Source organism: Nesterenkonia sandarakina, assembly GCF_013410215.1.
Lineage (GTDB): Bacteria > Actinomycetota > Actinomycetes > Actinomycetales > Micrococcaceae > Nesterenkonia > Nesterenkonia sandarakina.
The window spans coordinates 425652-450580 of the sequence record NZ_JACCFQ010000001.1 but is presented as its reverse complement, the minus strand read 5'-3'; the positions used below and the strand labels follow the sequence as shown (position 1 = coordinate 450580).

General features: G+C 68.9%; 20 protein-coding genes. 16 read left to right on the top strand and 4 right to left on the bottom strand.

The genetic code is table 11. The features are described 5' to 3' along the window. Window positions 1-44 precede the first annotated feature (44 nt). The 5 genes from alr to HNR11_RS02015 are packed head-to-tail and all read left to right on the top strand — an operon-like array spanning window position 45 to window position 4369. Window positions 45-1277 (top strand): alanine racemase, encoded by a 1233-nt coding sequence (gene alr, locus HNR11_RS02035; RefSeq protein ID WP_179440925.1) that lies wholly within the window; start codon window positions 45-47, stop codon window positions 1275-1277. Then, on the top strand, window positions 1274-1864 hold the full coding sequence (gene tsaE / locus HNR11_RS02030; protein ID WP_179440924.1) for a tRNA (adenosine(37)-N6)-threonylcarbamoyltransferase complex ATPase subunit type 1 TsaE: 591 nt from the start codon (window positions 1274-1276) through the stop codon (window positions 1862-1864). The genes alr and tsaE overlap by 4 nt, the downstream gene beginning before the upstream one ends. Before the next feature lie 17 nt (window positions 1865-1881). Further along, window positions 1882-2649: a tRNA (adenosine(37)-N6)-threonylcarbamoyltransferase complex dimerization subunit type 1 TsaB gene (tsaB, locus tag HNR11_RS02025; protein ID WP_179440922.1), complete on the top strand. Its 768-nt coding sequence runs from the start codon at window positions 1882-1884 to the stop codon at window positions 2647-2649. Further along, on the top strand, window positions 2646-3197 hold the full coding sequence (gene rimI, locus HNR11_RS02020; RefSeq protein WP_179440921.1) for a ribosomal protein S18-alanine N-acetyltransferase: 552 nt from the start codon (window positions 2646-2648) through the stop codon (window positions 3195-3197). Before tsaB ends, rimI begins: the two co-directional genes overlap by 4 nt. Then, entirely contained in the window at window positions 3194-4369 is a 1176-nt protein-coding gene (locus HNR11_RS02015) for a tRNA (adenosine(37)-N6)-threonylcarbamoyltransferase complex transferase subunit TsaD (protein WP_179440919.1), read from the top strand. Before rimI ends, HNR11_RS02015 begins: the two co-directional genes overlap by 4 nt. Window positions 4370-4396: 27 nt before the next feature. Here the strand turns inward: HNR11_RS02015 and HNR11_RS02010 are convergent, their stop codons facing one another. Beyond that, window positions 4397-5560, bottom strand: a complete 1164-nt coding sequence (locus HNR11_RS02010; RefSeq protein WP_179440917.1) for a glutamate--cysteine ligase — start codon at window positions 5558-5560, stop codon at window positions 4397-4399. A gap of 161 nt (window positions 5561-5721) precedes the next feature. On the opposite strand from HNR11_RS02010, the gene HNR11_RS02005 reads away from it, so the two are divergent. Further along, on the top strand, window positions 5722-7524 hold the full coding sequence (locus tag HNR11_RS02005; RefSeq protein WP_179440915.1) for a glycoside hydrolase family 3 N-terminal domain-containing protein: 1803 nt from the start codon (window positions 5722-5724) through the stop codon (window positions 7522-7524). Between the two features lie 4 nt (window positions 7525-7528). On the opposite strand, the gene HNR11_RS02000 is transcribed toward HNR11_RS02005, so the two are convergent. Beyond that, window positions 7529-8818, bottom strand: coding sequence for a class I SAM-dependent methyltransferase (locus tag HNR11_RS02000; protein WP_179440914.1), 1290 nt, complete (start codon window positions 8816-8818; stop codon window positions 7529-7531). A gap of 223 nt (window positions 8819-9041) precedes the next feature. On the opposite strand from HNR11_RS02000, the gene HNR11_RS01995 reads away from it, so the two are divergent. The 5 genes from HNR11_RS01995 (at window position 9042) to HNR11_RS01975 (ending at window position 14897) form a co-directional block, all read left to right on the top strand. After that, on the top strand, window positions 9042-10163 hold the full coding sequence (locus tag HNR11_RS01995; RefSeq protein ID WP_246310289.1) for a siderophore ABC transporter substrate-binding protein: 1122 nt from the start codon (window positions 9042-9044) through the stop codon (window positions 10161-10163). A gap of 180 nt (window positions 10164-10343) precedes the next feature. After that, window positions 10344-11429: an ABC transporter permease gene (locus tag HNR11_RS01990; RefSeq protein WP_179440912.1), complete on the top strand. Its 1086-nt coding sequence runs from the start codon at window positions 10344-10346 to the stop codon at window positions 11427-11429. Beyond that, a complete protein-coding gene (locus HNR11_RS01985) occupies window positions 11426-12562 on the top strand; it encodes an iron chelate uptake ABC transporter family permease subunit (RefSeq protein WP_179440910.1) in 1137 nt (378 codons plus the stop codon). The genes HNR11_RS01990 and HNR11_RS01985 overlap by 4 nt, the downstream gene beginning before the upstream one ends. Next, on the top strand, window positions 12559-13329 hold the full coding sequence (locus HNR11_RS01980; protein WP_179440908.1) for an ATP-binding cassette domain-containing protein: 771 nt from the start codon (window positions 12559-12561) through the stop codon (window positions 13327-13329). The genes HNR11_RS01985 and HNR11_RS01980 overlap by 4 nt, the downstream gene beginning before the upstream one ends. A gap of 155 nt (window positions 13330-13484) precedes the next feature. After that, a complete protein-coding gene (locus tag HNR11_RS01975; protein WP_179440906.1) occupies window positions 13485-14897 on the top strand; it encodes an MFS transporter in 1413 nt (470 codons plus the stop codon). Window positions 14898-15030: 133 nt separating this feature from the next. Here HNR11_RS01975 and HNR11_RS01970 read toward each other — a convergent pair whose 3' ends face one another. Next, a complete protein-coding gene (locus HNR11_RS01970) occupies window positions 15031-16962 on the bottom strand; it encodes a BglG family transcription antiterminator (protein ID WP_179440904.1) in 1932 nt (643 codons plus the stop codon). A 141-nt stretch (window positions 16963-17103) separates the two neighbouring features. On the opposite strand from HNR11_RS01970, the gene HNR11_RS01965 reads away from it, so the two are divergent. The 5 genes from HNR11_RS01965 to HNR11_RS01945 all read left to right on the top strand — a co-directional run bounded on the left by HNR11_RS01965 (window position 17104) and on the right by HNR11_RS01945 (window position 22844). Beyond that, the gene (locus HNR11_RS01965) at window positions 17104-17451 is read left to right on the top strand and encodes a PTS sugar transporter subunit IIB (RefSeq protein WP_179440902.1); all 348 of its coding nucleotides are present in this window, start codon (window positions 17104-17106) and stop codon (window positions 17449-17451) included. Beyond that, the gene (locus tag HNR11_RS01960; protein WP_179440900.1) at window positions 17448-17720 is read left to right on the top strand and encodes an HPr family phosphocarrier protein; all 273 of its coding nucleotides are present in this window, start codon (window positions 17448-17450) and stop codon (window positions 17718-17720) included. Before HNR11_RS01965 ends, HNR11_RS01960 begins: the two co-directional genes overlap by 4 nt. Then, window positions 17720-19411, top strand: a complete 1692-nt coding sequence (gene ptsP, locus HNR11_RS01955; RefSeq protein ID WP_179440898.1) for a phosphoenolpyruvate--protein phosphotransferase — start codon at window positions 17720-17722, stop codon at window positions 19409-19411. Before HNR11_RS01960 ends, ptsP begins: the two co-directional genes overlap by 1 nt. A 125-nt stretch (window positions 19412-19536) precedes the next feature. Continuing rightward, window positions 19537-21567, top strand: coding sequence for a PTS mannitol transporter subunit IICBA (locus HNR11_RS01950; protein ID WP_179440896.1), 2031 nt, complete (start codon window positions 19537-19539; stop codon window positions 21565-21567). Between the two features lie 134 nt (window positions 21568-21701). Further along, window positions 21702-22844 (top strand): mannitol-1-phosphate 5-dehydrogenase, encoded by a 1143-nt coding sequence (locus HNR11_RS01945; protein WP_179440894.1) that lies wholly within the window; start codon window positions 21702-21704, stop codon window positions 22842-22844. Between the two features lie 134 nt (window positions 22845-22978). Here the strand turns inward: HNR11_RS01945 and HNR11_RS01940 are convergent, their stop codons facing one another. Continuing rightward, the gene (locus tag HNR11_RS01940; protein ID WP_179440892.1) at window positions 22979-24859 is read right to left on the bottom strand and encodes an ATP-binding protein; all 1881 of its coding nucleotides are present in this window, start codon (window positions 24857-24859) and stop codon (window positions 22979-22981) included. Window positions 24860-24929 lie beyond the last annotated feature (70 nt).

Here is a 24929-nt window from a genome sequence, read left to right as displayed (position 1 = left end):
GGCCGCGCCGCGACCGTGTCCATGGCACTCGATAGGGTGGTTCCATGAGCATCCACGGCGACCCCCGCGCCACCTTCCACCCCGAGGCCGCTGAGCGCGCAGCGGTGATCGACCCTGCGGCGATCAGGCACAACGTGCGCACCATCGCGTCCTATGTGCAGCCAGCAAAGGTGCTGGTGGCCGTGAAGGCCGAGGGCTACGGACACGGCGCCGTCACCGCGGCCCGAGCCGCGCTCGAGGCAGGAGCCGACTGGCTGGGCACCGCCCATGTCAGTGAGGCGCTGGTGCTGCGCAGAGCCGGAATCCAGGCGCCGATCCTGGCCTGGCTGCACACCCGGGGAACGGACTTCGCCGCCGCACTCGGAGAGCACATCGACCTGGGGATCTCCGGCTGGGAGATCCATCACGTGGCGCGCGCGGCCGAGTCCCTGCAGAAGCCCGCCCGGGTGCACCTGAAGATCGACACCGGCCTGGGTCGCAACGGCTGCACCATCGAGGAATGGCCCGAGCTGCTGCGCCTGGCCGCGCAGTACCAGGAGCGCGGCCTGCTCAGCGTGGAGGGGATCTTCACCCATCTCGCCGTGGCCGACGAGCCGGACCGTCGCGAGACCGATGAGCAGCTCGCGGTCTACCGGCGCGCACTCGAGCTCGCCGAAGAGCATCGGATCGTGCCGGATCTGAGGCATGTGGCGAACACTCCCGGCGCCTTCTCCCGCCCGGACGCCCACTTCGACATGGTCCGGGTCGGGGTCGGGGTCTATGGACACAGCCCGTTCGCGGACCGGACCGCCGAGGATCTGGGCCTGCGCCCGGCCATGGAGCTGCGCACCACAGTGGCCAACGTGAAACGCGTCCCCACCGGCCAGGGCATCAGCTATGGGCTGACCCACCGGGTGGACCGCCCCACCAGCCTGGCGCTGATCCCGATGGGCTACGCCGACGGCATCCCACGAGTGGCGGTCCACGCCCCGGTCTGGATCCAGGGCCGGCGCTACCAGTCAGTGGGACGTGTGGCCATGGACCAGTTCGTGGTCGACCTCGGGGAGGAGGAGACCGACGTCCAGGTCGGGGATGAGGTGGTCATCTTCGGCGGAGACTCCGGGATCGAAGCCGCCGACTGGGGCAGCGCCGCCGGAACCATCAACTACGAGATCATCACCCGGATCGGGGAACGCGTGCCCCGCATCGTGCAGGACTCGGGGCTGGACTCTGGACAGAACGCAGGGCCGGACGCTGCGGGCACCCCAGACGGGGGAGAGCGGCGGGATCTCGCATGAGCCGCGACCAGGGGCCGGTCGCCGCGCTGCCGGGTGAGCACTGGAGCCGTGAGGTGATCCTGGAGGACCTCAGCGCCACTGCGCAGTTCGCCGAGGCGCTCGCGGGTCAGCTCAGGCCCGGTGATCTGCTGGTGCTCACCGGAGGCCTCGGCGCAGGCAAGACCACCTTCACCCAGTCCTTGGGCAGCGCGTTGCGGGTCAGCGGATCGATCAGCTCACCGACCTTCATCCTCAGCAGGATCCACCGAGCGCAGGACCAGGGTCCGGACCTGGTGCACGTCGATGCCTACCGGGCCGCGTCAGGGAGCCTGGAGTCTCTGGACCTGGCCTCCACCCTGGCGGACTCCGTGACCGTGGTGGAGTGGGGCCGCGGGATCCTTGAGACGGCGCTGATGGGGGCTGATGGGTCCTGGTTGGATCTCGAGCTGATCCGGGACCCGGCAGCCGCTTCCACCCCGGGGACAGAACCAGGAGCCGACACCATCCGCACCGACTTCTCGGAGACCGAGGCCGACCTGCTCGGAGCCCGACGGCGCGCCGTCCTGCGCGGCTACGGCCCGGACTGGACGCAGCCGCCGCAGCTGTGACGAACTACGATGGAGGGGTGCTTCTCGCGATCGATTCCTCCGCCGGCGCCTCTGTGGCCGTGCTCGACGACGGCCAGGTGCGGGCCCAGTGGCGCACCGCCGAGACGACGACCCATGCCGAGGTGCTCGCCGAAGCGGTGGCGCAGACGATGCGCGAGGCCGCGGTCACCGGAGCAGGGCTGCGCGGCGTCGTCGTCGGCGTGGGGCCGGGTCCCTTCACCGGGCTGCGGGTCGGACTGGCGCTGGCGCACTCGCTCGCCGAGGTCTGGGGCGTGCCGCTGCACGGGGTGTGCAGCCTGGACTCGCTGGCCCAGCGTGCCCTGAACCAGCCTGCCCAGAACCAGTCTGCCCAGAACGCGTCGGCTGAGGACTCAGGACCCGCGAGTGGGGAATTCCTCGCCGCCAGCGATGCTCGGCGCCGCGAGGTGTACTGGGCCCGCTACCGCAGCGATGCCCATGGATTCGCGGAGCTGCTGGAGGGGCCACAGGTCAGTGCCGCCAGCGAACTGCCGGATCTGCCGGTGGTGGGCATCGCGGCGAGCCTCTATCCACAGGTGTTGACCCCGCGCTCGGCGGAACAGGGGCACTGGCTGCCCGATGCCGTGGAGCTGGGCCAGCTCGCCGAGCGCGCGCTCGAACGCGACCCCTCCGCCGAGCCCCGCCCCGCCGAGTCTCGCTCCGCCGAGACTCGCTCCGGTGTGGTGCTGCGCGACCCGCTCCCGCTCTACCTCCGGGAGTCCGACGCCAAGGTGCCGGCCCAGATGAGAGCCAGGCAGGCCTCATGAGCAGCCCAGAAGTGCAACGCTCGGACTCGGAGCGCCACCAGGTGAGCCAGATGACGGCGCTGGACGTGCCCGAGGTGCTCGCCTTGGAGAACCGGCTCTTCCCGCACGACGCCTGGCCGGAGAGCTTCTTCTACGACGAGCTCGCGCACACCACCGGCAGCTCCGGCGAGGCGCCCACCCGGCGCTACTGGGTGGCCCGGGATGCCGCCGGTCAGCTCGCCGGATACGCCGGGATGATGTGCCTGCTGCCGCTGGCCGATGTGCAGACCCTGGCGGTGGCGCCCGAGGCGCAGGGCCGTGGGCTTGGCACCCGTCTGCTGCGCCTGCTGATCCTCGCCGCACGTCAGGACGCCGCCGAGCAGATCCTGCTGGAGGTCCGCGCCGACAACCCGGGGGCGCAGGCCCTCTACCGGCGTGAGGGCTTCACCCACATCCACACCCGGGCGCAGTACTACCCCGACGGCCAGGACGCGCTGATCATGGCGAAGCCTCTGACCGACCTCTCCGCGCCCAGCTCGGCGACAGACCTCAGGAGCCCCACCCCATGACCGAGACTTCCCCGGCTCCCCGCGCCCCGCTGGTGCTCGGCATCGAGACCTCCTGCGACGAGACCGGCATCGGGATCGTCCGAGGAACCCAGCTGCTGGCGAACACCGTCTCCTCCTCGATGGAGGAGCACGTCCGCTTCGGCGGTGTGATCCCGGAGATCGCCGCCCGCGCGCACCTCGAAGCCTTCCGGCCTACGCTTCGCCAGGCATTGGACACCGCTGGGATCGAGCTCGACGAGGTGGACGCGATCGCTGTGACCGCGGGCCCCGGCCTGGCCGGCGCCCTGATGGTGGGACTCTCCGCCGCCAAGGGACTCGCCCTGGCCGCCGGCAAGCCGCTCTACGGGGTCAACCACCTCGTCGCCCACGTCGGCGTGGGCCTGCTGGACCCGGCGGAGCACCACCGTCCCGGGGGGATCGGCACTGCAGAGAACGGCACCGCAGGGAACGGCACTGCGGCGAACGGCACCGGGCAATCCGGTATGCGGGAGCTGCCGCAGAACTCCGGGGCGCTGCTGGTCTCCGGCGGGCACACGGAGATCCTGCGGGTCGGCTCGCTGACCAGTGATGTCCAGCTGCTGGGCTCCACGATCGACGACGCCGCCGGTGAGGCCTTCGACAAGACCGCGCGCCTGCTGGGCCTGGGCTACCCGGGGGGACCCGCGATCGACGCCGCGGCAGCCAGCGGGGATCCGCAGGCCTTCCGGTTCCCGCGCGGGCTGACCCTGCCGAAGTTCGAAGGCTCTGCGCAGACCCCGGGAAAGCACCGGCACAACTGGTCCTTCTCCGGGCTGAAGACCGCGGTGGCCCGCGCGGTGGAGCAGTTCGAGGCCGCCGGAAAGCCGGTCCCGGTGGCCGATATCGCGGCCAGCTTCCAGGAGGCCGTGGTGGACGTGATCACCGCCAAAGCGGTGCGCGCCGCCACGGAGCACGGGATCACCACGCTGCTGCTGGGCGGGGGAGTCGCGGCGAACAAGCGGCTGCGCGAGCTGCTGGCGCACCGCTGCGCCGACGCCGGCATCGAGCTGCAGATCCCCCCGGTGAGCCTGTGCACCGACAACGGCGCGATGGTCGCCGCGTTGGGCGCCCAGCTCGTCGCCGCCGGGACGGCGCCGTCCTCGCTCTCGATCCCGGCCGATTCCTCCCAGCCGGTTCAGCGGATCAGCGTCTGAGCCGGCTCCCGCTGAGGGCTGGTCGGATCAGACCCGTCGGGGCCCGTTGATCGACATCCGGGTGCGCGCCGCCGCATCGAGCACCACCTGGCGCAGGTCCCCCTGGTGGGTCTCCGCAACCTGGCGCTGCCGCATATAACCCGCACCGTCGCGCATCATCTGCTCGACCAGCGCCAGCTCATCGGCGCATCCCAGTTCCTTGGCCACCGGTTCCAGCCGGTTCAGCTCCTGCTGAAGATGATCGGTGACCAGCATCTCGTCGCCCTCGGCGTTGAGGATGATCTCGGCGTCGAGGCCGTAGCGCGCGGCCCGCCACTTGTTCTCCTGCACGAACCAGGGTGGCATCGAGACCACCTTGCCGCCGTTCTCCAGGTCCTTGACCGTGGAGTGCACGATGCACTGGGTCAGCGCGGCGACTCCGGCGATCTCCTCCAGCGTGGCCAGGCCGTCGCAGACCCGCAGCTCCACGGTGCCCAGCCTCGGCACCGCGCGGACGTCCCAGCGCACCTCGGTGACGTCGTTGATCACCCCGGTGTGCTCCAAGTCGCTCACGGCCTTCTCGTAGCCGGACCACTCCTCGAACTGGAAGGAGGCCCCGGCGGTGGGCAGCTGCTGGAAGACCAGGGCGCGCTGCGAGGCGTAGCCGGTGTCCTCACCTGACCAGTACGGCGAGGAGGCGGTCAGCGCCTGGAAATGCGCGTTGTAGTTGCACAGCGCGTTGACCGCGGGCATCGCCTGGGCGACGTCGTCCAGGCCCACGTGGACATGGACCCCGTAGATCACCATCTGGCGGCCCCACCACTGGGTGCGTCTGATCAGCTCCGCGTACCGCTCCTTGTCCGTGACCTCCTGCGCGGTGGGTGCGGCGAACGGGTGCGAGCCCTGGCAGTAGAGCTCGACGTCGAGCGGCTCGCAGTGGCGCATCACGTTGCGCGCGGTCTCGCGCAGCTGGTCCACCCCGGTGTTCACGTCTGGGCAGACATCGGTGACCAGCTCCACGGTGTTGGTGAGCAGCTCCTGCTTCACGTAGGGATGCTCATCCTCCGAGCCGAGCTCCGGAAGATCCTGATGACAGGCGCGCAGGACGCGGTCCGCCACCGAGCGCAGATCTCCGGTCTGCCGATCCACCAGCGCCAGCTCCCACTCGAGGCCCAGGGTGGAACGTCGTGATTCAGCGAAGGGTAGTTCCAACAGTGGCTCCTCAGGTGTCGGGGCCGGCGGCCGCATCACCACACAGAATACTGCCCAGACCGGTCATTGCCTGGCGCCCGGCAGGACATTGCCTCGGCGTGCAAGGTCACGCCCGCGGTCGCTGCCCTTGTCGTCCAGCCGGCGCGGATACCCTGAGGTACATGTCTTCTGCCGGTTCCTCGCGTCCTCGCCCGCTGCTGGTTGCCGCCGCGCTGTCCTGTCTGCTGCTCAGCTCCTGCGCCCCAGGAGCTGGTCCTGAAACCCCCGAGGACACCTCCAGCCCCGGCGGGCAGAGCACCGAGGAGTCCGCGGCCGCCGCGGAAGAGCAGCGTCGCGTCGAGGCCGAGCAGGCTCGGGAGGCCGCGCTCGCGGGACCTGGGCCGCAGCATCAGGAGCGCGCCGAGCAGATCGTCGCGGAGTACTCCCTGACCGAGCTGGCCGGGTCGGTGTTGGTGGGGGAGTACGCCACCACCGATGCTGCGCCGATGGCGGACCTGATCGAGGAGCTGCACCTGGGCGGCGCCATCATCATGGGGGCCAACGTGCCGAGCGCGGATCAGGGTGTGGCCACCGAGGAGCTGGCCGCCCAGCTGAGCACCCTGCGCGAGGCCGCCGGAGAGCGGGAGGTGCCCCCGATGATCAGCGTGGATCAGGAGGGTGGACTGGTCACCCGAGTCGGCGCCCCGCTCACCGAATGGCCCACCCCGATGGCCTACGGAGCGGCCGCCGGGCAGGACGAGGCTGATCAGGACGAGGCTGATCAGGACGAGGCTGGACCCGACGACGACGCGCTCGCCCGCACCGGGCACCGGTTCCTCGCCTCGGAGCTCGCCGAGCTCGGATTCAGCACCAGCTTCGCGCCCAACGGCGACGTCACCGCGGGGGCCACAGATCCGACCATCGGCTCGCGCTCCTTCGGCTCCGACGCCGAGGCCGTCACCGAGCTGACGATGCAGGGCATCCGGGGTCTGGCCGAGGGTGGCCTGGCCGGATCGATCAAGCATTTCCCCGGGCATGGGTCGGTCACCGAGGACTCCCATCAGACGCTCCCGGTCCAGGACGCCGGCCTCGAGGAGCTGCGCACCCGGGACTGGGCGCCCTTCGCCGAGGCCGCCGAGGCAGGTGTGCCGATGATCATGATGGGCCACATCGAGGTGCCCGCGCTGGAAGAAGGCGTGCCCTCCTCTCTCTCCGCCGCCGCTTACACCGAGCTGCGCGAACTGGGTCACGACGGGGTGGTGGTCACCGACGCGCTGAACATGGGCGCCATCGTCCAGGGCTACGGCGGTGACCAGGCCGCCGTGAGTGCGCTCACCGCAGGCGCGGACCTGCTGCTGATGCCCGCCGATGTCCGCGGCGCGCACGCCGGCATCCTCGCGGCCGTGGAGTCGGGCGAGCTGGACCGCGAACGCCTTGAGGAGGCGGCGGAACGTGTCGCTGCGCTGCAGCTCTGGCAGGCCGAGCTGGCCGCCGGGGATCTCGCCGCCGGGCCGGGAGCTCAGCTGCCCGAGGAGCTGCGCGGGGAGCAGGAGGATGAAGACGCCGCCGCGAAATCGGATTCCGGCAGTGCAGAAGCGACTGCGGCGCAGCTGAGTGAATCCGCGGTGACCCTGGTCGCTGGGGAGTGCGAGGCGGACCTGGCCGCCTCCGGCATCAGCATCGTGGGCGGCAGTGAACAGGATCGTTCCCGGCTGACCGCAGCCGCCGAGGCCGCCGGCCTCAGCGTGGGCACCGGGACTGTGGTGAACCTGGTCGGGGAGTCCAGCGCCGCCGGGGGAGACGTCGCGGTCGCCCTGGACCGCCCCGAGGTCTTGGCTGGAGCCGATGCGGCCACGCAGATCGCGCTCTACGGGCGCACCGAGGAGTCCTTCCAGGCTCTCGCCGCGGTGCTCGCCGGAACTCAGGCGCCGGGAACGCTCCCGGTGGAGGTGGGAGAGCTGCCTCGCGGCCACTCTGCATGCTGAGCGATCACAGCGGCTCCACCACCGCGAAGACCCGCTCCTCGCCCAGCCGGGTGATCACCAGCGTGGCGTGACGCTTCGGCCCCTTGGGCCGCTTCTTCGGCAGCAGCTGCTGGCGCAGCTTCTCCGGGACGACGTCGACGCCGCGCTTCTTGATCTCCAGACTGGTCACTGCGGCCTCGGTGACCCAGGCCTTGAGCGTCTTCAGGTTGAAGGAGTCGACCTCGAGCACCTGGAACTGCCGGGAGAGCCGGTAGTCGGGGTCGGTCACGGGCTCATCGGCGCAGAAGTAGGCGATGTGTTCATCCAGCAGATGAGCTCCCAGCGAGTCCGCGAGCTCGGCGATGAGTCCAGATCGGATCACCGCAGGGTCTGGTTCATGCAGCACTCCGACGAGCCCTGCTCGCCCCGACGGCTCGGCCTGGACGCCGGCGCCGAAGTCAGTGTCGCTGACCAGCTCCACAGCGGCGCTGCCGTCCTCAGGCAGCAGCGTGGCGGCCCGCCGGACGCCGGGCCGGGCCAGTGCGTTGAACCAGAGCACCAACTCGACCAGATCTCCGTCCACTGAGACCCACTCGGCCTCACAGTCGGAGGGGATCAGCTCATGCGGCAGCCCCGGACCGAGCTTGACCCCCATCGGGGTGCCGGTGCTGGCCAGCGCCTTCACGAAGCTCAGCGGCGGGGAGAAGGACTCGGGGTCCCAGAGCCTGGTGGGTCCGGCCGCCGCGGTCTCCTGGGCCGCGTGCGGATCCCGGCGCGCTGGATCCAGCCACAGCCCCCAGCCTCTGGGGGCCCCTGCCCGGAGCAGATCGAAGGTCGCCGCGAAGTCCTGGGCGGTGCCGTGCTGGACGTTCGCCTCCGGGAACGGATGCAGGTTCATGGTGGCCGCCGCAGCGGTGTTCTCATCCGCCTCCACGGCCGTCACGCTCAGCCCCAGGGACGCCGCCGCCAGTGCATCACCGCCGAGGCCGCAGCCAAGATCGACCACCCGGTCCAGGCCGGCGCTGCGGAAGCGCTGGGCGTGGCGCGCCGCCACGGGAAGCCGCGTGGACTGCTGCAGCCCCTCATGGGTGAAGAGCATCCGCGCGGCGAACTCGCCGAACTTCTGGCGTCCGGCCGCGCGCAGCCGGGACTGAGTCAGGGCGGAGGCCACCCGCTCAGGCGGGTGACCGGCGTCGCGCAGCCGCAGGTTCAGCTGCAGCGCCGTCTGCTCGTCATAGGGCGGCAGGGAGTTCAGCAGCTCCCACCCCTCCGGGGTGAGGACGGGGTCGAGCGCATCTGCGGCGGGAGAGGACATCGCCCCTACGCTACCGGGCCGAGTGCGCCGAGTGGAGGCGCTGCGCCGCGGGACGCGCAGGAGAATAGCTCACAGTTGAATGTGCGAATGGCGAGAAAGCGTCACATCGCAGTCACCGTTTGCGCTGAATTAGTTAACTATGTAAGTTCTATTTAGCTTAGGACAGACTAACCAGCGACGCCATGTCGCGCACTTCGCACCCCAGACCTTGAAAGGCAGGGCTATGCCCACTGCAGAACTCGCATCCCAGAACACCGGTCGCATCATCCGCGGAGGCCCCGAGGGTGAGAAGCGGTCCCCGATGCGCAGCTCCACCGGAGCGCCGGGGTCCCGGATCCTGGGCGGACTCTGCGTCGGTGTGATCGCCCTGCTCGCACTCAGCGCCTGCGGCTCCGACGCGGCAGCCGATGAAGCCGGTGCCAGTGAGACGGCTGAGGAGGCCGGGGGCGATGCTGAGGGCTCTGGCACCGTCACGATCCAGGATGATCACGGCACCCATGAGGTCTCCACGGATCCCAGCAGCGTCGTGGTCACCGACAACAGGTCCTACCGCACACTGGAGGCCTTCGGGGTCGAGCCCACCGCCGCCGCCCGCAGTCTGATGGATGCCCAGACCCACGCCTATGCGGAGGATGAGTCCATCCTGGATCTGGGGAATCATCGTGAGCCCGATCTGGAGAACGTGGTCGCCGCGGAGCCTGACCTGATCATCAACGGGCAGCGTTTCCAGGACTACTACGAGGATCTCAGTGCCCTGGCGCCGGACGCCACGATCTTGGAGTTCGAACCGCAGCCCGACGCTGACCTGGTCGAAGAGCTGATCCGCAAGACCGAGTCGCTCGGCGAGGTTTTCGGGAAGGAAGACGTCGCCGCAGAGCTGGTCGAGGAGCTTCAGACCGAGATGACTCGGGTCCAGGACGCCTACGACGGCGAATCCACCGTGATGGGCCTGCTCACCTCCGGCGGTGACATGAGCTACGTGGCGCCAGGTCCCGATGGTCGAGCCATCGGCCCGGTCTTTGACTCATTCAGCCTCACCCCTGCGCTGGAGCAGGAGGGTGAGAACGAGTCCCACGGTGATGACATCTCCGTGGAGGCGATCGCCGCAGCGGACCCGGACTGGCTGCTCGTGCTGGACCGCGACGCCCGGCTCACCCTGGACGAGGGTGAGGAGTACAGTCCCGCGGCCGAGATCGTGGAGGACTCGGCCGCGCTGGCCAACGTCTCCGCCGTGGAGAACGACCAGATCGTGTACCTGCCGGAGAACTTCTACCTCACCGAGGACATCCAGGCGTACACCGAATTCTTCCGCGACTTCGCAGACGCACTCGAAGCCGCGGAATGACCGCAGTTCACTCTCTTGCCAGTCGGTGAATGATGGTCGCCCGACGGTCCCGTGCAGGCCTGGACAACCTGCGCGGGACCGTCCCAATATCAACACGCCGGTATCCGCTAATACGTGTCCACTGGGCGGCACTGCATGCTTCGATGCTCAGCCTTGCCTTCGTCCTCGTGAAAGCCTCCTATGCCTGACACCACCTCCGCGGCACCGCATCGCCACCGATCCGCCCGTCCGGAGCCACCGCGGCGATCCCTCCAGCAGACCCCGCCGCAGCCGCCGTCGCCGTTCCCGGATGCCCGCGCGATCCGCAGGCAGCGCCGGTTCACCCCGGCACTGCTGATCGGGATCCTGGTCACCCTCGGACTGCTGCTGCTCTCGCTGAGCACCGGGCAGTACGCCGTCTTCTCCGAAGATGGGTTCTGGATGTTCGGCATCACCAGGGTGCCGCGCACCGTGGCACTGGTGCTCGCCGGTGCCTCCATGGCCATGTGCGGGCTGATCATGCAGCTGCTCACCCAGAACCGCTTCGTGGAGCCCACCACCACTGGCACCACCGAGTGGGCAGGACTGGGACTGATCCTGGTGCTCTGGCTCTTCCCCGGCGCTTCCATGCTCGCCCGGATGAGCGGGGCCGTGACCATGGCCTTCATCGGCACTGTGATCTTCTTCCTCTTCCTGCAGCGGGTGACGCTGAAGTCCTCGCTGATCGTGCCGATCATCGGCATCATGCTGGGGGCGGTGGTCAGCTCCTTCACCACCTACATCGCGTTGATGACCGACCACCTGCAGACCCTGGGCATCTGGTTCGCCGGATCCTTCACCCGGGTCGTGGAAGGGCGCTATGAGCTGATGTTCCTGGTGCTGGTGGTGACCGTCCTGGTCTTCCTCACCGCCGACCGGTTCACAGTGGCCGGACTCGGACGCGATATGGCGACCAACGTGGGGCTGAACTACACCGCCGTGCTGTTCCTGGGCACCGCCATGGTCGCCGTGGCCACCGGCGTCACCGCCACCGTGGTGGGCACCCTGCCCTTCCTCGGGCTGATCGTGCCCAACATCGTCTCGCTCTTCCGCGGCGATGACCTGCGCAGCAACCTGCCCTGGGTGGCGCTGCTGGGGATCGCCACCGTCACCGCCTGTGACCTGATCGGTCGCACCATCCGGGCGCCCTTCGAGATCCCGGTGGGACTGGTGCTGGGCCTTCTCGGAGCAGTGGTCTTCATCGGGCTGCTGCTGCGGCAGCGGCGGAAAGGCGGGCTGGTCGCATGACCGAGCAGCTGGATCGCGCGCGCCGCACCGGCCAGTCGGCCGCCGGCGGCCCCGCCGACTCCGGGACCACCGCCCCTGGTGGCGGAGCCCCGGGCGACGAGGCCCCTGACCGGGAAACCCCCGCGCAGCTCAGTCGGCATTCCGGGGCGATCACCACTGGGCGCCACCGGGTGCGCTACTGGGGCGTCATGGCGCTGCTGGGCGGGCTCTCGGTGTTCTTCACGGCCGGGATCCTCGGCTATGACAACCCGATGCCCTTCGGCACCGAGGGATACTGGCTGATCGCGAGGATGCGCGCTGAGACCGTGCTGGTCATCGGCGTCGTCGTTCTCGCTCAGGCGATGGCCACGGTGGCGTTCCAGACCGCGACCAACAACCGGATCATCACCCCTTCCATCATGGGGTTCGAGTCGCTCTACGTGGCGATCCAGACCGGTGCCGTGTTCTTCTTCGGCATCGCCGGGGTCACCCTGGTCACCGGTCTGCCGCAGTTCCTGATGCAGGCCGCCGCCATGGTGCTCTTCGCCGTGATCCTCTACTCCTGGCTGCTCAGTGGGAGGTTCTCCAACATCCACATCATGCTGCTGGTGGGTGTGGTGCTCGGCGGCGGGCTCGGCTCGCTCGCCACCTTCATGCAGCGGGTGCTCACCCCCAGCGAGTTCGACGTGCTCACCGCCCGGCTCTTCGGCAATATCGGCAATGCCCGCAGCGAGTACCTGCCCTACGCGCTCCCGATCGTGCTGGCCGCGGCACTGCTGCTGTGGTGGCGGGCGCGCCGGCTCAACGTGGTCGCCCTGGGACGCAACACCGCAGAGAACCTCGGGGTGGACCACCGGCGTGAGGTGATGCTGATCCTCACGCTGGTCTCGGTGCTGATGGCGATGAGCACCTCGCTGGTGGGCCCGATGACCTTCCTGGGCTTCTTGGTCGCCACCCTGGCGTATCAGTTCGCCGACACCTACTCCCACCGGATGCTCTTCCCGATGGCCATCCTGATCGGCTACACCGTCCTTGCTGGGGCGTACTTCATCATGCGCAACATCTTCTACGCGCAGGGCGCGGTGACCCTGATCATCGAGCTCCTGGGCGGAGTCGTCTTCCTGATAGTCCTGATGCGAAAGGGTCGCCTGTGATCAGCCTGACCGAGGTCACCAAGAACTACGGCTCCGGGAAGGCCGACGACGCCGTCGCCATCGGCCCGGTCAGCGTGGAGATCGCCGCGGGCGGTGTCACCGCGCTGGTGGGGCCCAACGGTGCCGGAAAGTCCACGATCCTGACCATGATCGGGCGGCTGCTCGAGGTGGATGCAGGCCGGATCGAGGTGGCCGGGCACGACGTGGTGAGCACGCCTTCGAAGACCATAGCCAAGATCCTCTCCATCCTGCGCCAGGAGAACCACTTCGTCACCCGGCTCACGGTGCGCCAGCTGGTGGGCTTCGGTCGGTTCCCGCACTCACAGGGCCGGCTCACCGCGGTGGACGAGCGGCATATCTCCGAGGCCATCGACTTCCTGGATCTGACCGCCCTGGAAGGCAGGTACCTGGACCAGCTCTCCGGGGGTCAGCGCCAGCGCGCCTATGTGGCGATGGTGCTGGCCCAGGACACCGACTATGTGCTGCTGGATGAGCCGCTGAACAACCTGGACATGCAGCACGCGGTGCAGATGATGCAGCAGCTGCGCCGCGCCGCCGACGAACTGGGCCGCACCGTGGTGATCGTGTTGCACGACATCAACTTCGCCGCCCGCTACTCGGACAAGATCCTAGCCATGAAGGACGGGGTGGTGGTGGAGCACGGAACCCCGGCGGAGATCATGCAGGATGCGGTGCTGAGCAGGGTCTTCGACACCGAGGTCACCGTGATCGACGGCCCGCGCGGGCCGCTGGCGGTGTATTACTGAGCATCCCTCCGGCCTCACAGGCGGCTGCGTCGGGTCTCAACAGTTGAGACTGCCTGAACCTGGGTACATCGCTCCGCAAGCCCCGACCTATCATTTTGGGTCTGCGCCGGACTCGGTGCTGTTCACCACCAATACTTCTGTGGAGATGCCCAGCAATGTCTACCTCTGTTGACCCCACCGGGCCCGGTGCTTCGAGCCGAAAAGTCGACGACGTGGCCGATGAGAATCTGACGGTCCCGCGCCGCCGGATCATCATGGCCTCGCTGATCGGGACCACGATCGAGTTCTACGACTTCTACATCTACGCCACCGCGGCCGTGTCGGTCTTCCCGCTGCTCTTCTTCTACGGCGATGAGGGTTCCGCACTGCTGGCCTCCATGGCCACCTTCGGGGCCGCCTTCGTGGCCCGCCCGCTGGGTGCCATCATCTTCGGTCACTACGGAGACAAGATCGGGCGCAAAGCCACGCTGGTCGGCGCGCTGCTGACCATGGGCATCGCCACCTTCCTGATCGGTGCGCTGCCCACCTACCACCAGGTCGGACTGTGGGCGCCGGCGATGCTGACCATCCTGCGCTTCTGCCAGGGACTGGGCCTGGGCGGCGAATGGTCAGGCGCCGCGCTGCTGGCCTCGGAGACCGCCCGGCCGGGCAAGCGCGCGCAGGCCGCCATGTGGCCGCAGCTGGGCGCCCCGTTCGGCTTCATGCTCGCCAACGGGCTCTTCCTGATCCTGGCGACGCTCTTCGCCTATGACTCCACCGCTCGGGACCTCAACGACCCGTTCCTGGTGTGGGGCTGGCGGCTGCCGTTCCTGCTCTCGGTGGTCATGGTCGTCGTCGGGCTCTACGTCCGGCTGCGAATCGAGGAGACCCCGGTCTTCGCCAAGGCCATGGCCGGCAACGAGCGGGTCAAGGCCCCCATCGGGGAGGTCTTCCGGCGCAACTGGTGGGAGATCATCCTGGGCACCTTCATCATGCTGGCCACCTACGGGCTGTTCTACCTGATGACCACCTGGATCCTCTCCTACGCCATCGGCAGCGCCGAGGTCGGGGGCCTGAGCTACGGCTACCAGGACTTCCTGGTGCTGCAGATCGTCGCGATCACCTTCTTCGCGATCTTCGTGCCGGTGGCAGGTCGACTGGCCGACCGCTTCGGCCGCCGCCCGATGCTGATCGTGGTCACCATCGCGATCATGATCTTCGGCCTGAGCTTCCGATGGTGGCTCTCCGCGGGCTCCATGGGCACCGGCGAGGACCTCAACGTCTGGCAGATGCTGGCCTTCCTGGCCGTGGGCATGTCGCTGATGGGGCTGACCTTCGGCCCGATGTCGGCAGTGCTGCCGGAGCTTTTCCCCACCAACACCCGCTACACCGGATCTGGCGTGGCCTATAACGCCGCCTCCATCCTGGGTGCGGCGCTGACTCCCTTCGTCGCCGCCTGGCTGGTCCAGGCCTACGGGGTCGGTGCGGTCGGGCTCTACCTGGCAGGCCTGGGCGTGCTGACTCTGATCGCGCTGATCCTGGCCCCGGAGACCTCGAAGAAGTCGCTCTACACCGAGGCCGCCAAGTAATCAGCCGGCCCCAGCTGCCCCGTCCCCGGTTCGTGAGCCAGGGGCGGGGCAGCTCTGTGTCTGGGGTGAGCGGCGTTCCTGGGGCGGGGCAATGCTGTGTCTTAGGGCTGGCAGCGGGACGTCGCAGGTCGGCTCAGCCGTCGATCACCGCGACCAGCTCATCGAGGAATCCACCGAAGTCGGTGCCGCGGCGCAGGATCCGCTGCAGCGAGTCACGTTCGCTGAGCACCTCGACGAGCTGTTCGAAGATGGTCTGGAACGCGTCGCGCTCGGACTCGGAGAATGCCGCCAGGGCCACGACCTGGATCCTTCCTTCGCCCCAGCGGATCGAGCCCTCGGCGATTCCGATGGAGAGCGCGGTGCGCCGGGCGGTCATTCTCAGCGCGTGCGGGACCGCGAGCGATTCCGTGAAGGCCGTGGAGGAGAGACGTTCGCGCTCGATGGTGCCGCGCAGATAGTCCTCATCGATGATGTCCTGTGCCAGCAGCGGGGCGCTGAGCTGGCGGATCGCGTCCTCCTCATCCTTGGCCTTGAGCGGGCGGATGAACGCCTCGGGGCTGAAATACCGCTCAAGCTCCCCGCGCAGCCGGGTCAGCCGCCGGGCGCGACGCCGCTTCGAGGCCACCGCGGCGATGCGCTGGATGTCAGCGTCGGTGATGAACGGGGCCAGCTGCACGGTGCGCTCATCGGGCACCGGCGGTTCGATCGTGGTCAGCACCAGATCGGTGGCCATGGAGGCCCAATCCGGGTCGGTCCGGGTCTCCACTGCGGTGACCTCGATGCCCGGACCGAGGGACTCATCGAGCCGGGAGCGCAGCAGGTCGTGCAGCTCGTAGTAGCCGGGGCACACGATGGTCGCGGTCAGCGCCGCCTCGGTGCGGCGGCTGCGCTCCAGGCGTCCGCCCACATGCATGGCGATATAGGCGATCTCATCCTCACGGATCAGCACATCCAGCTGCTCAGCGATGTCACTGGCGATGGAGACCGCCACCTGGAAGATCATCGGATAGGTGGACTTCAGCGACTTGGTCAGCGGGTTGCGTGAGAACGCCTGCTCCCGTGCCCGGTGGACCAGGTTCTGCACGTGCAGGCTCAGCCGCCGGATGAAGTCCGCGTGAGCGATGTCCACCAGATACTCCTCTGCGGCGTGGCCCACGGCGCGGACCACCGCGCGTTCCACCTCGGCGTCCAGCGGCACCTCGGTGCCCGCGCTGCCGTCGGAGGCGACCACCCGGGTCAGCACCAGCGAGGCCAGATGCTGCAGGTCGCCCTGGCCCAGGCTGACTCCGAAATGCGCAGACGCCAGCTTCCCGACGACGCCGGCCAGCCGCTCCTGCTGGGCGCTGGGCTGAAGATGGGTCCCCGCCAGGGGGTGGCCGTGACTGACCCGATCCGCGGCGATGGCCACGTGCAGGACCACGTCCGTGGAGGCGAACTCGTTGACGTAGTAGCCCTGCTCGGCCAGCTGTGTCGCCAGCTCGCGCTTGAACGGACCGAAGGCCTCCGCCTCCAGGGACCCCAGCCCTGCCGCGCGGCGCAGTCCTTCGCCGTCGAAGGATCCGTGCTCCATCTCCTCATGGGCGAGCTTCGAGACCAGCCGCCGCTGGGCCAGCTCATCACCGACCAGGAACGCACGGGAGCCTGATCGGTGGACGGTGTTGCCGGTGCCCGCGAGCAGCTCGCGGACCCGTCCCAGATCTGCTTCCACCGTGGCCACCGAGACGTAGAGCCGTTCGGCAGTCCGACGCAGATCGACTCCGTTCTGCGCCTCGAGCAGATCGCGCACCAGACCGTGGAGCCGGTCTCGGGTCGATGCGCGACCAGAGTCACTGCGCAGGGACGCCAGCGCGGCCCGGTCCGCTCGGTACCCCGCGGGGCCGGATTCGATCAGGGCCGTCTGCGAGTCGGCTGCGCGGGCACCGGCGGGGACGCGGGCATTGAGCTGTGCGATATAGGAGCGGACGCTGCGCGGGGTGACGCCGAGCAGATCGGCCAGGGAGCCGGCGGTGATCCATCCGGGCTCACGCAGGAGCACAGTGATCAGCTGCTCCTGGCGTCTGTTCATCCTCTCCACGCTCAAACCTTACCGGGCACCCGTCTAGGGGGGACTCGTTATTTCCTCCCCGGCGGAAAGAACTCTCGGCCCCATCCCGGTGCGGTGTGCCCTGAATCACTGCACAATCGAAGAGGAAGGAGTGTGTGATCAATGGAGATCCTGGTGGTCTGCGGTGCTGGTGCGTCCAGCACCTTCGTCGCGCAACGTCTGAAGCAGGCGATGCGCTCATCCGGCGTCCCCTACGCGGTGCGCGCCGGAAACCAGGCCTCCCTGCTCCATGATCTCGACTCCGCGGATCTGATCCTGCTGGGCCCGCACCTCGCGGACTCGCTTGAGGACATCCGAGGTCTCACCGCGCCGGCAGGCACCCAGGTGAGGCTGCTTCCTGAAGACATCTACACCGACCTCGAGGGGACCAGCGCACTGGCGCTGATCCTCGAGGTGCTCCCCATGCCCGACGTGGCTGCCGCCGCATCAACCCGAAAGGGACTCTCATGAGCTCAACTCGCACTGTCACCGTCGCCTCCTCCCAGGGCCTGCACGCCCGCCCGGCCAAGCTGTTCGTGGAGGCCGCCCAGGCCTCCGGTGCACAGGTGAGCATCGCCAAGGGTGAGAAGTCCGTGAACGCGGCCAGCATCCTCGGCGTGCTCTCGCTGGGCGTGGAGCGCGATGACCAGGTGCAGCTCACCGCCGAGGGCGAGAACGAGGAGCAGACCCTGGACAGCCTGGAGCAGTTCCTCACCACCGACCACGACGAGGCCTCCTGATGCCGGAGCTCTCCGGAATCGGCGTCGGAAGGGGCATCGCCGCGGGACCCGTGGCACGGATGTCCCCTCCGCCGCCGGCGCCCGCCGATGAAGCCTCCGAGCGCAGCGCCGCGGCCGAGACCGAGCGTGTGCAGAAGGCGGTCGCCGAGGTGGCGGCCGAGCTTGAAGCCCGCGGCCGCACCGCCGGGGGCATGGCGCGCGACGTGCTCGAGGCCCAAGCCATGATGGCCCAGGACCCGACCCTGCACGAGGCTGTCGCGACCCGGCTTCAGGCCGGCAAGACCGGTGAGTACGCCGTGCATGAGGCCTTCGCCGAGTTCCGCGCCACGCTTGAAGAGCTCGGCGGATACCTGGGTGAGCGCGCCTCGGACCTCTCCGACGTCTCCCAGCGGGTGATCGCCAGCCTGCGCGGGCTCCCCGCCCCAGGCGTGCCGGACCCCGGCCACCCGTTCATCCTGGTGGCCGAGGACCTGGCGCCGGCGGACACCGCGCTGCTGAACCTGGACCAGGTCCAGGCCCTGGTGACCATCCAGGGCGGGCCGACCTCGCACACCGCGATCCTGGCCCGGGAGAAGTCGATCACCGCCATCGTCGGCGTCGCCGAGGCCGCGAGCCTCACCGAGGGCCAGCAGGTGATCGTGGACGCCGGAGCAGGTGCCGTGATCACCGAACCCACTCAGGAGCAGCTCGACGAGGCCCAGGCCCGCCGCGCGGCACACGCGGCGCAGGCCGAGGCGCCGATCACCCCCGGCGCCCTGGCAGACGGCACCGCGGTGCCGCTGCTGGCGAACCTCGGCTCCGCCAAGAGCACCGAGAAGGCCGTGGCGCTGGGCGCCGAAGGCGTGGGGCTCTTCCGGACCGAGTTCCTCTTCCTCAGCGCCGACGAAGCCCCCTCAGTCGAGGAACAGCGCGAGGCCTACCAGTCCGTGCTCGAGGCCTTCCCGGGCCAGAAGGTCGTGGTCCGGGCTCTCGACGCGGGTGCGGACAAGCCGTTGAGCTTCCTCAACGACGCACCCGAGGAGAACCCGGCACTGGGCCTGCGCGGGCTGCGCGCACTGATGGCCAACGAGCAGATCCTTCGCGACCAGCTCACCGCCCTGGCCCAGGCCCAGGAGAGCACCGAGGCCGATGTCTGGGTGATGGCTCCGATGGTCTCCACCGTGGAGGAGGCCGAGGCGTTCACCGCCCTGGCCAAGGAGCACGGCCTGGCCACTGCCGGGGTGATGGTGGAGGTTCCCTCCATCGCGCTGATGGCCGACGAGCTGCTCTCGCGCACCGACTTCGCCTCCATCGGGACCAATGACCTGACCCAGTACACGATGGCGGCCGACCGGCTGCTCGGCTCCGTGGCCTCGCTGCAGGATCCCTGGCACCCCGCGGTGCTGCGGCTCATCCGTGAAGTCGGCGCAGCGGGAATCGCCTCCGGAAAGCCGGTGGGAGTCTGCGGCGAGGCGGCCGCTGACCCGCTGCTCGCCGTCGTCCTGGTCGGGCTCGGGGTGAACACGCTCTCGATGTCTCCGGCGGCGCTCGCCGAGGTCCGTGCCGAGCTGAAGCTGCACACCTTGGAGCAGGCGCGCGGGATCGCGGCCGCCGCGCTCACCGCCGCCACGGCGGGACAGGCCCGGGAGACCGCGCAGCAGGCCGCTCAGGACGCAGTCCAGGACACGGTCCAGCCCGCGGTGCCGCATTGAGCCACGGCGGGGCCACAACTGAATGAAGCACTGCCTGAATCACTGAAACTGGTCCCTCATCCGAGGGCCACCACCTTTGAGGCTCCCTCGGGAGCGTCGCACCAGTACAAGAAAGAGGCCCCGTCATGACAACGGTGTCAGCTGAGACGAAGAAGACGGGCGGCGCCCGAGTAGCCGTCCAGAGATTCGGCTCGTTCCTCTCGGGCATGATCATGCCCAATATTCCGGCCCTGATCGCCTGGGGCATCGTGACCGCGCTGTTCATCGACGTCGGTCCGTTCCCGAATGAAGGTCTGGCCTCGATCGTCGGACCGATGATCCACTATCTGCTGCCGATCCTGATCGCCATGCAGGGCGGACGGATGATCTATGAGACCCGCGGCGCGGTGGTCGGCGCCATCGCCACCATGGGCGTCATCGCAGGCTCCGACTGGCTCGTCCTGCAGTTCAATGCGACCCTCCCCGAAGGTGCGGCTGAGCTGAATCCAGTGCACATGTTCATCGGCGCGATGATCATGGGCCCGCTGGGTGCCTATGCGATCAAGGCACTGGACGGTCTGTGGGAGGGCAAGATCAAGTCCGGCTTCGAGATGCTGGTCAACATGTTCTCCGCTGGCATCGGTGGATTCCTGCTTGCTCTGGCCGGTTTCTACTGGCTGGCTCCGGTGATCAACGCGCTGATGGACGTCATGGGCACGGCGGTGCGCTGGCTCATCGAGACCAACCTGTTGCCCCTGACCTCGGTCATCATCGAACCCGCGAAGGTCTTCTTCCTCAACAACGCCATCAACCACGGCGTCCTGACGCCACTGGGCATCGCGGACGCCGCCGAGAACGGCAAGTCGATCCTCTTCCTGCTCGAGGCCAACCCCGGCCCAGGGCTGGGTGTGCTGTTGGCCTTCACCGTCTTCGGCACCGGAGTTGCGCGGGCCACGGCACCGGGCGCGATCCTCATTCAGTTCCTCGGCGGCATCCACGAGGTCTACTTCCCCTACGTGCTGATGAAGCCTGCGCTGCTGCTGGCAGTCGTCGCCGGCGGCGCCACCGGTGTCGGCACCAACATGGTCTTCGACGCCGGACTGCGCGCCCCCGCTGCGCCAGGTTCCATCTTTGCAGTGATGCTGCAGACGGCATCGGACTCCTACGTGGGCGTCATCCTCTCGGTGATCTTCTCCGCAGGTGTCACCTTCGCGGTGGCCTCGGCGATCCTGCTCTCCAGCCGCAAGCGTGACCTCCTGGCCACCGAGGACGGCTTCTCCGCCGCGGTGGCGAAGACCGCCGCGAATAAGGGCAAGTCCTCCTCACATCTTGCGAACCTCTCTGCCGCGGCCCAGGTCCCGGCGCAGAAGATCACCAATGTGATCTTCGCCTGCGACGCCGGAATGGGGTCCTCCGCCATGGGCGCCTCGGTGCTGCGCAAGAAGATCATCGGTGCCGGCATCGAGGGTGTCACGGTCACTAACAAGGCCGTCGCCTCCCTGCCGGGCAACGCTGATCTGGTCATCACCCAGCAGCAGCTCACCGACCGGGCGCGCGCCAAGGAGCCCCAGGCCGTGCATGTCTCCGTGGACAGTTTCATGAACGCCCCGGAGTACGACGACGTCGTCGAGCTGATCCGCGAGAGCGAGGCCCAGTCCTCTGGGTCCAACCCGGAGGGGACCACGGATACACAGGACGCATCCGCCGGGGGAGTCGCCACAGACACCCGGGTGCGCAGCGAGGCGCAGATCCTGACCCGCTCCCAGGTCCGGATCCACGCCGGCTCTGCCACCCAGGACGAGGCGCTCACCGAAGCCGCCGAGATCCTCGGCGCGGCCGGCGCGGTCACCGGGGAGTACCTCTCGGCCATGAAGGAGCGCGAGGCCACGGTCTCCACCTACATGGGCAACGAGCTGGCCATCCCGCACGGCACCAACGACGCGAAGTCGGCGATCAAGGCCTCGGCCCTCTCGGTGACCCGCTACGACGGCGGCGTGGACTGGTCCGGGGAGAAGGTCACCTTCGTGATCGGCATCGCCGGGGTCGGCGACGAGCACCTGGAGATCCTCTCCAAGATCGCGGAGCTCTTCTCCGACGATGCGGAGGTGGCCCGGCTGAAGCAGGCCTCCACCGAGGAGGAGCTGCTGCAGCTGCTCTCGGCGGTCAACGCGAGCTGAGTCCGCTGCTGCCGGTGCCTGCGCGCACCAGCTGAGCCGAAGGGGGTGCGTCACGCCGGGTCACCCCGGGGGCGCACCCCCTTCGCATCTGTACACACGACATGAATCTGAGCACTCAATCTTCAGGAGTCAACATGCTGGCAGTCCATTTCGGCGCGGGAAACATCGGTCGAGGCTTCGTAGGCACTCTGTTGCACGAGGGCGGCTATGAGGTGGTCTTCTCCGACGTCGCCGCACCCCTGGTGGACGCGCTGTCCGCGGCGCAGAGCTACACCGTCCACGAGGTCGGAGCCGGCGGCGTCGACCGGGAGGTGGAGAACTTCCGGGCGATCAACAGCGCGGAGGATCCTGAGGCGGTGGCCGCCGAGGTCGCCGCGGCCGATGTGGTCACCACGGCCGTGGGTCCTGCGATCCTGCGGTTCATCGCTCCCCATGTCCTCGCGGGACTGCTGCAGCGTCCTGCCGAGGCCAAACCGCTGCAGGTGATGGCGTGTGAGAACGCCCTGGGTGCGACCGACACGCTGCGCGGACACATCCAGGACCTGGCCGGGGACCAGTGGGAGGAGTTCTCCGCCCGGGCGGTCTTCGCCAACACCGCGGTGGACCGGATCGTGCCGGGACAGCCCGCCGACGCCGGGATCGATGTCACCGTGGAGCCCTTCTACGAGTGGGCCATCGAATCCGGGCCCTTCGGTGCGGACCGTCCACACATCCCGGGGGCCCACTTCGTGGAGGACCTGGGACCGTATATCGAGCGCAAGCTCTTCACAGTGAACACCGGGCACGCGGCCGCGGCCTACCTGGGCTCCCGCGCGGGCCGCAGCAAGATCGCCGAGGCGCTGGCCGATGAGGCGGTGTTCGCCGGAGTGCGGGCGGCGCTGGAGGAGACCTCAGCGCTGTTGGTGGCCAAGCACGGCTTCGCCGAGGCGGAGATGGCGGAATACCGGGAGACCATCCTGGAGCGCTTCCGCAATCCGGAGCTGCCCGACACCGTGGACCGGGTGGGGCGGCAGCCGCTGCGCAAGCTCTCCCGGCATGAGCGTCTGATCGGCCCCGCCGTTCAGGCTCAGGAACGAGGGCTGCGCGTGGAGGGGCTGCTCGCGGTGATCGAGGCGGCCCTGCACTTCGAATCCGCGGAGGACGAGCAGGCCCAGCAGCTGCAGAAGCTGCTCACCGAGCTCGACGCCGACGCGCTGACCACCGAGGTCACGGGCCTGGGCCCGGCGGATCCGCTGTTCAGCAGGGTCCGCGAGCTGGTCGCCGCGCGGCAGCGCTGACCGCGGCCCCGTCCGCATCCGTCGCACCGCTGTGCCATGTCCCCTCGTTTTAGACGGAAACAACGATGGGACATGGCACAGGCATGCGACAGACCGCCGGGGCGGGCCTGATCGTCTGCGTGTGCCGGTGGGGCTCAGTCGACGATGCTGGCCACGACCTGGCCGGCGGTCACCGTGGAGCCGGCCTTCGCCTTGAGCCCCTTGAGTCGTCCGGCCTTGTGCGCCGTGATCGGCTGCTCCATCTTCATCGCCTCCAGCACCAGCACCAGATCGCCCTCGGCGACCTTCGCGCCGTCCTTCGCGGCCACTTTGACGATCGTGCCCTGCATCGGCGAGGTCAGGTCATCTCCGGAGGCCGCGGCGGCCGCGGCGCTGCGGGTCTTGCGCCGCTTCCTGCCCCCGGCCGGCTTGCCCCCAAGCTTGCCGCCGGAGAGGGCGGCGGGCAGGTTCACGGTGATCCGTTTGCCGTTGACCTCCATCACGACTGACTCGCGCGGGGCTTCGTGCTCGTGCGCCGGGTGGGCCATCAGCGCGTTATAGGGCGGGATCTGGTTGTTGAACTCGGTCTCGATCCATCGCGTGTGCACATGGAAGCGCTCCGGGGCCTGCGCCCGTCGTCGTGCCAGTCGCTCCGCCGCCTGGGAGACCGCGTTGCCGTGGCCACCGGCTGTAGCGGAGCTGCTGGAGGCCGAGCCGGCGCCCTCTGAGACCAGCTCCGGAGCGAACGCGCTGTCTTCGAGCACCGCGCGGTGGAAGGGCAGCACTGTGGGCATGCCTTCGACCTTCATCTCCTTCAGCGCGCGTCGGGCGCGGCGCAGCGCCTGCTCGCGGGTGGCGCCGGTGATGATGACCTTGGCGATCATGGAGTCGAAGGCCCCGGAGATGGTCTCTCCGGCGTGGACCCCGGAGTCCACCCGGACCCCTGGTCCGTGCGGCAGGTCGAAGACCTCCAGGGTGCCCGGTGCCGGCATGAAGTTCCGGCCCGGGTCCTCGCCGTTGATGCGGAACTCGATGCTGTGCCCGCGGATCTCCGGATCCTCATAGCCCAGACGCTCGCCGCGCGCGATCCGGAACTGCTCGCGGACCAGGTCGATGCCGGTGACCTCCTCGGAGACCGGGTGCTCGACCTGCAGCCGGGTGTTGACCTCCAGGAAGCTGATGGTGCCGTCCTGGCCGATGAGGAACTCGCAGGTGCCGGCGCCCACATAGCCGGCCTCCTTCAGGATGGCCTTCGAGGCGCGGTAGAGCTGTCGGTTCTGCGCCCGGGTCAGGAACGGCGCGGGGGCCTCCTCCACGAGCTTCTGGTTCCGCCGCTGCAGCGAGCAGTCGCGGGTGGAGACCACGACGACGTTGCCGTGCTCGTCCGCCAGGCACTGGGTCTCCACGTGGCGCGGGGAGTCCAGGAATCGTTCGATGAAGCATTCGCCGCGCCCGAAGGCTGAGACGGCTTCGCGCACCGCGGATTCGTAGAGCTCGGCGATCTCGTCGTACTCGCGGACCACCTTGATCCCGCGCCCGCCGCCGCCGTAGGCGGCCTTGATGGCCAGCGGCAGTCCCTGCTTCTCGGCGAAGCGCAGGACCTCCTTGGCGTCCTTGACCGGCTCCTTCGTCCCCGGAGCCAGCGGCGCGCCGACCCGTTCCGCGAGCTGGCGTGCTGAGACCTTGTCACCGAGGGTGTCGATGGCCTTCGGCGGAGGCCCGATCCAGGTCAGCCCGGCTTCGATCACTGCCTGGGCGAACTCGGCGTTCTCGGAGAGGAACCCGTAGCCCGGGTGCACCGCGTCGGCGCCGGTGGCGCGGGCCGCGGCGAGGATCTTGGGGATGCTCAGGTAGCTCTCGGCAGCCGTGGCGCCGCCCAAGGCGTAGGCCTCCTCGGCCATGCGCACATGCACCGAGTCACGGTCCGGGTCGGCGTAGACGGCGACGGCGGTGAGCCCCTCGTCCTGGGCGGCGCGGATCACGCGCACGGCGATCTCGCCGCGGTTGGCGATCAGGACCTTGGTGAACTCGGTCATGGTTCCTCTTTCTGTGTCGTTCTCACCCGTCGGTGGGTGTGTGGGCGCGGGACGTCCCGCACCTGGTGTG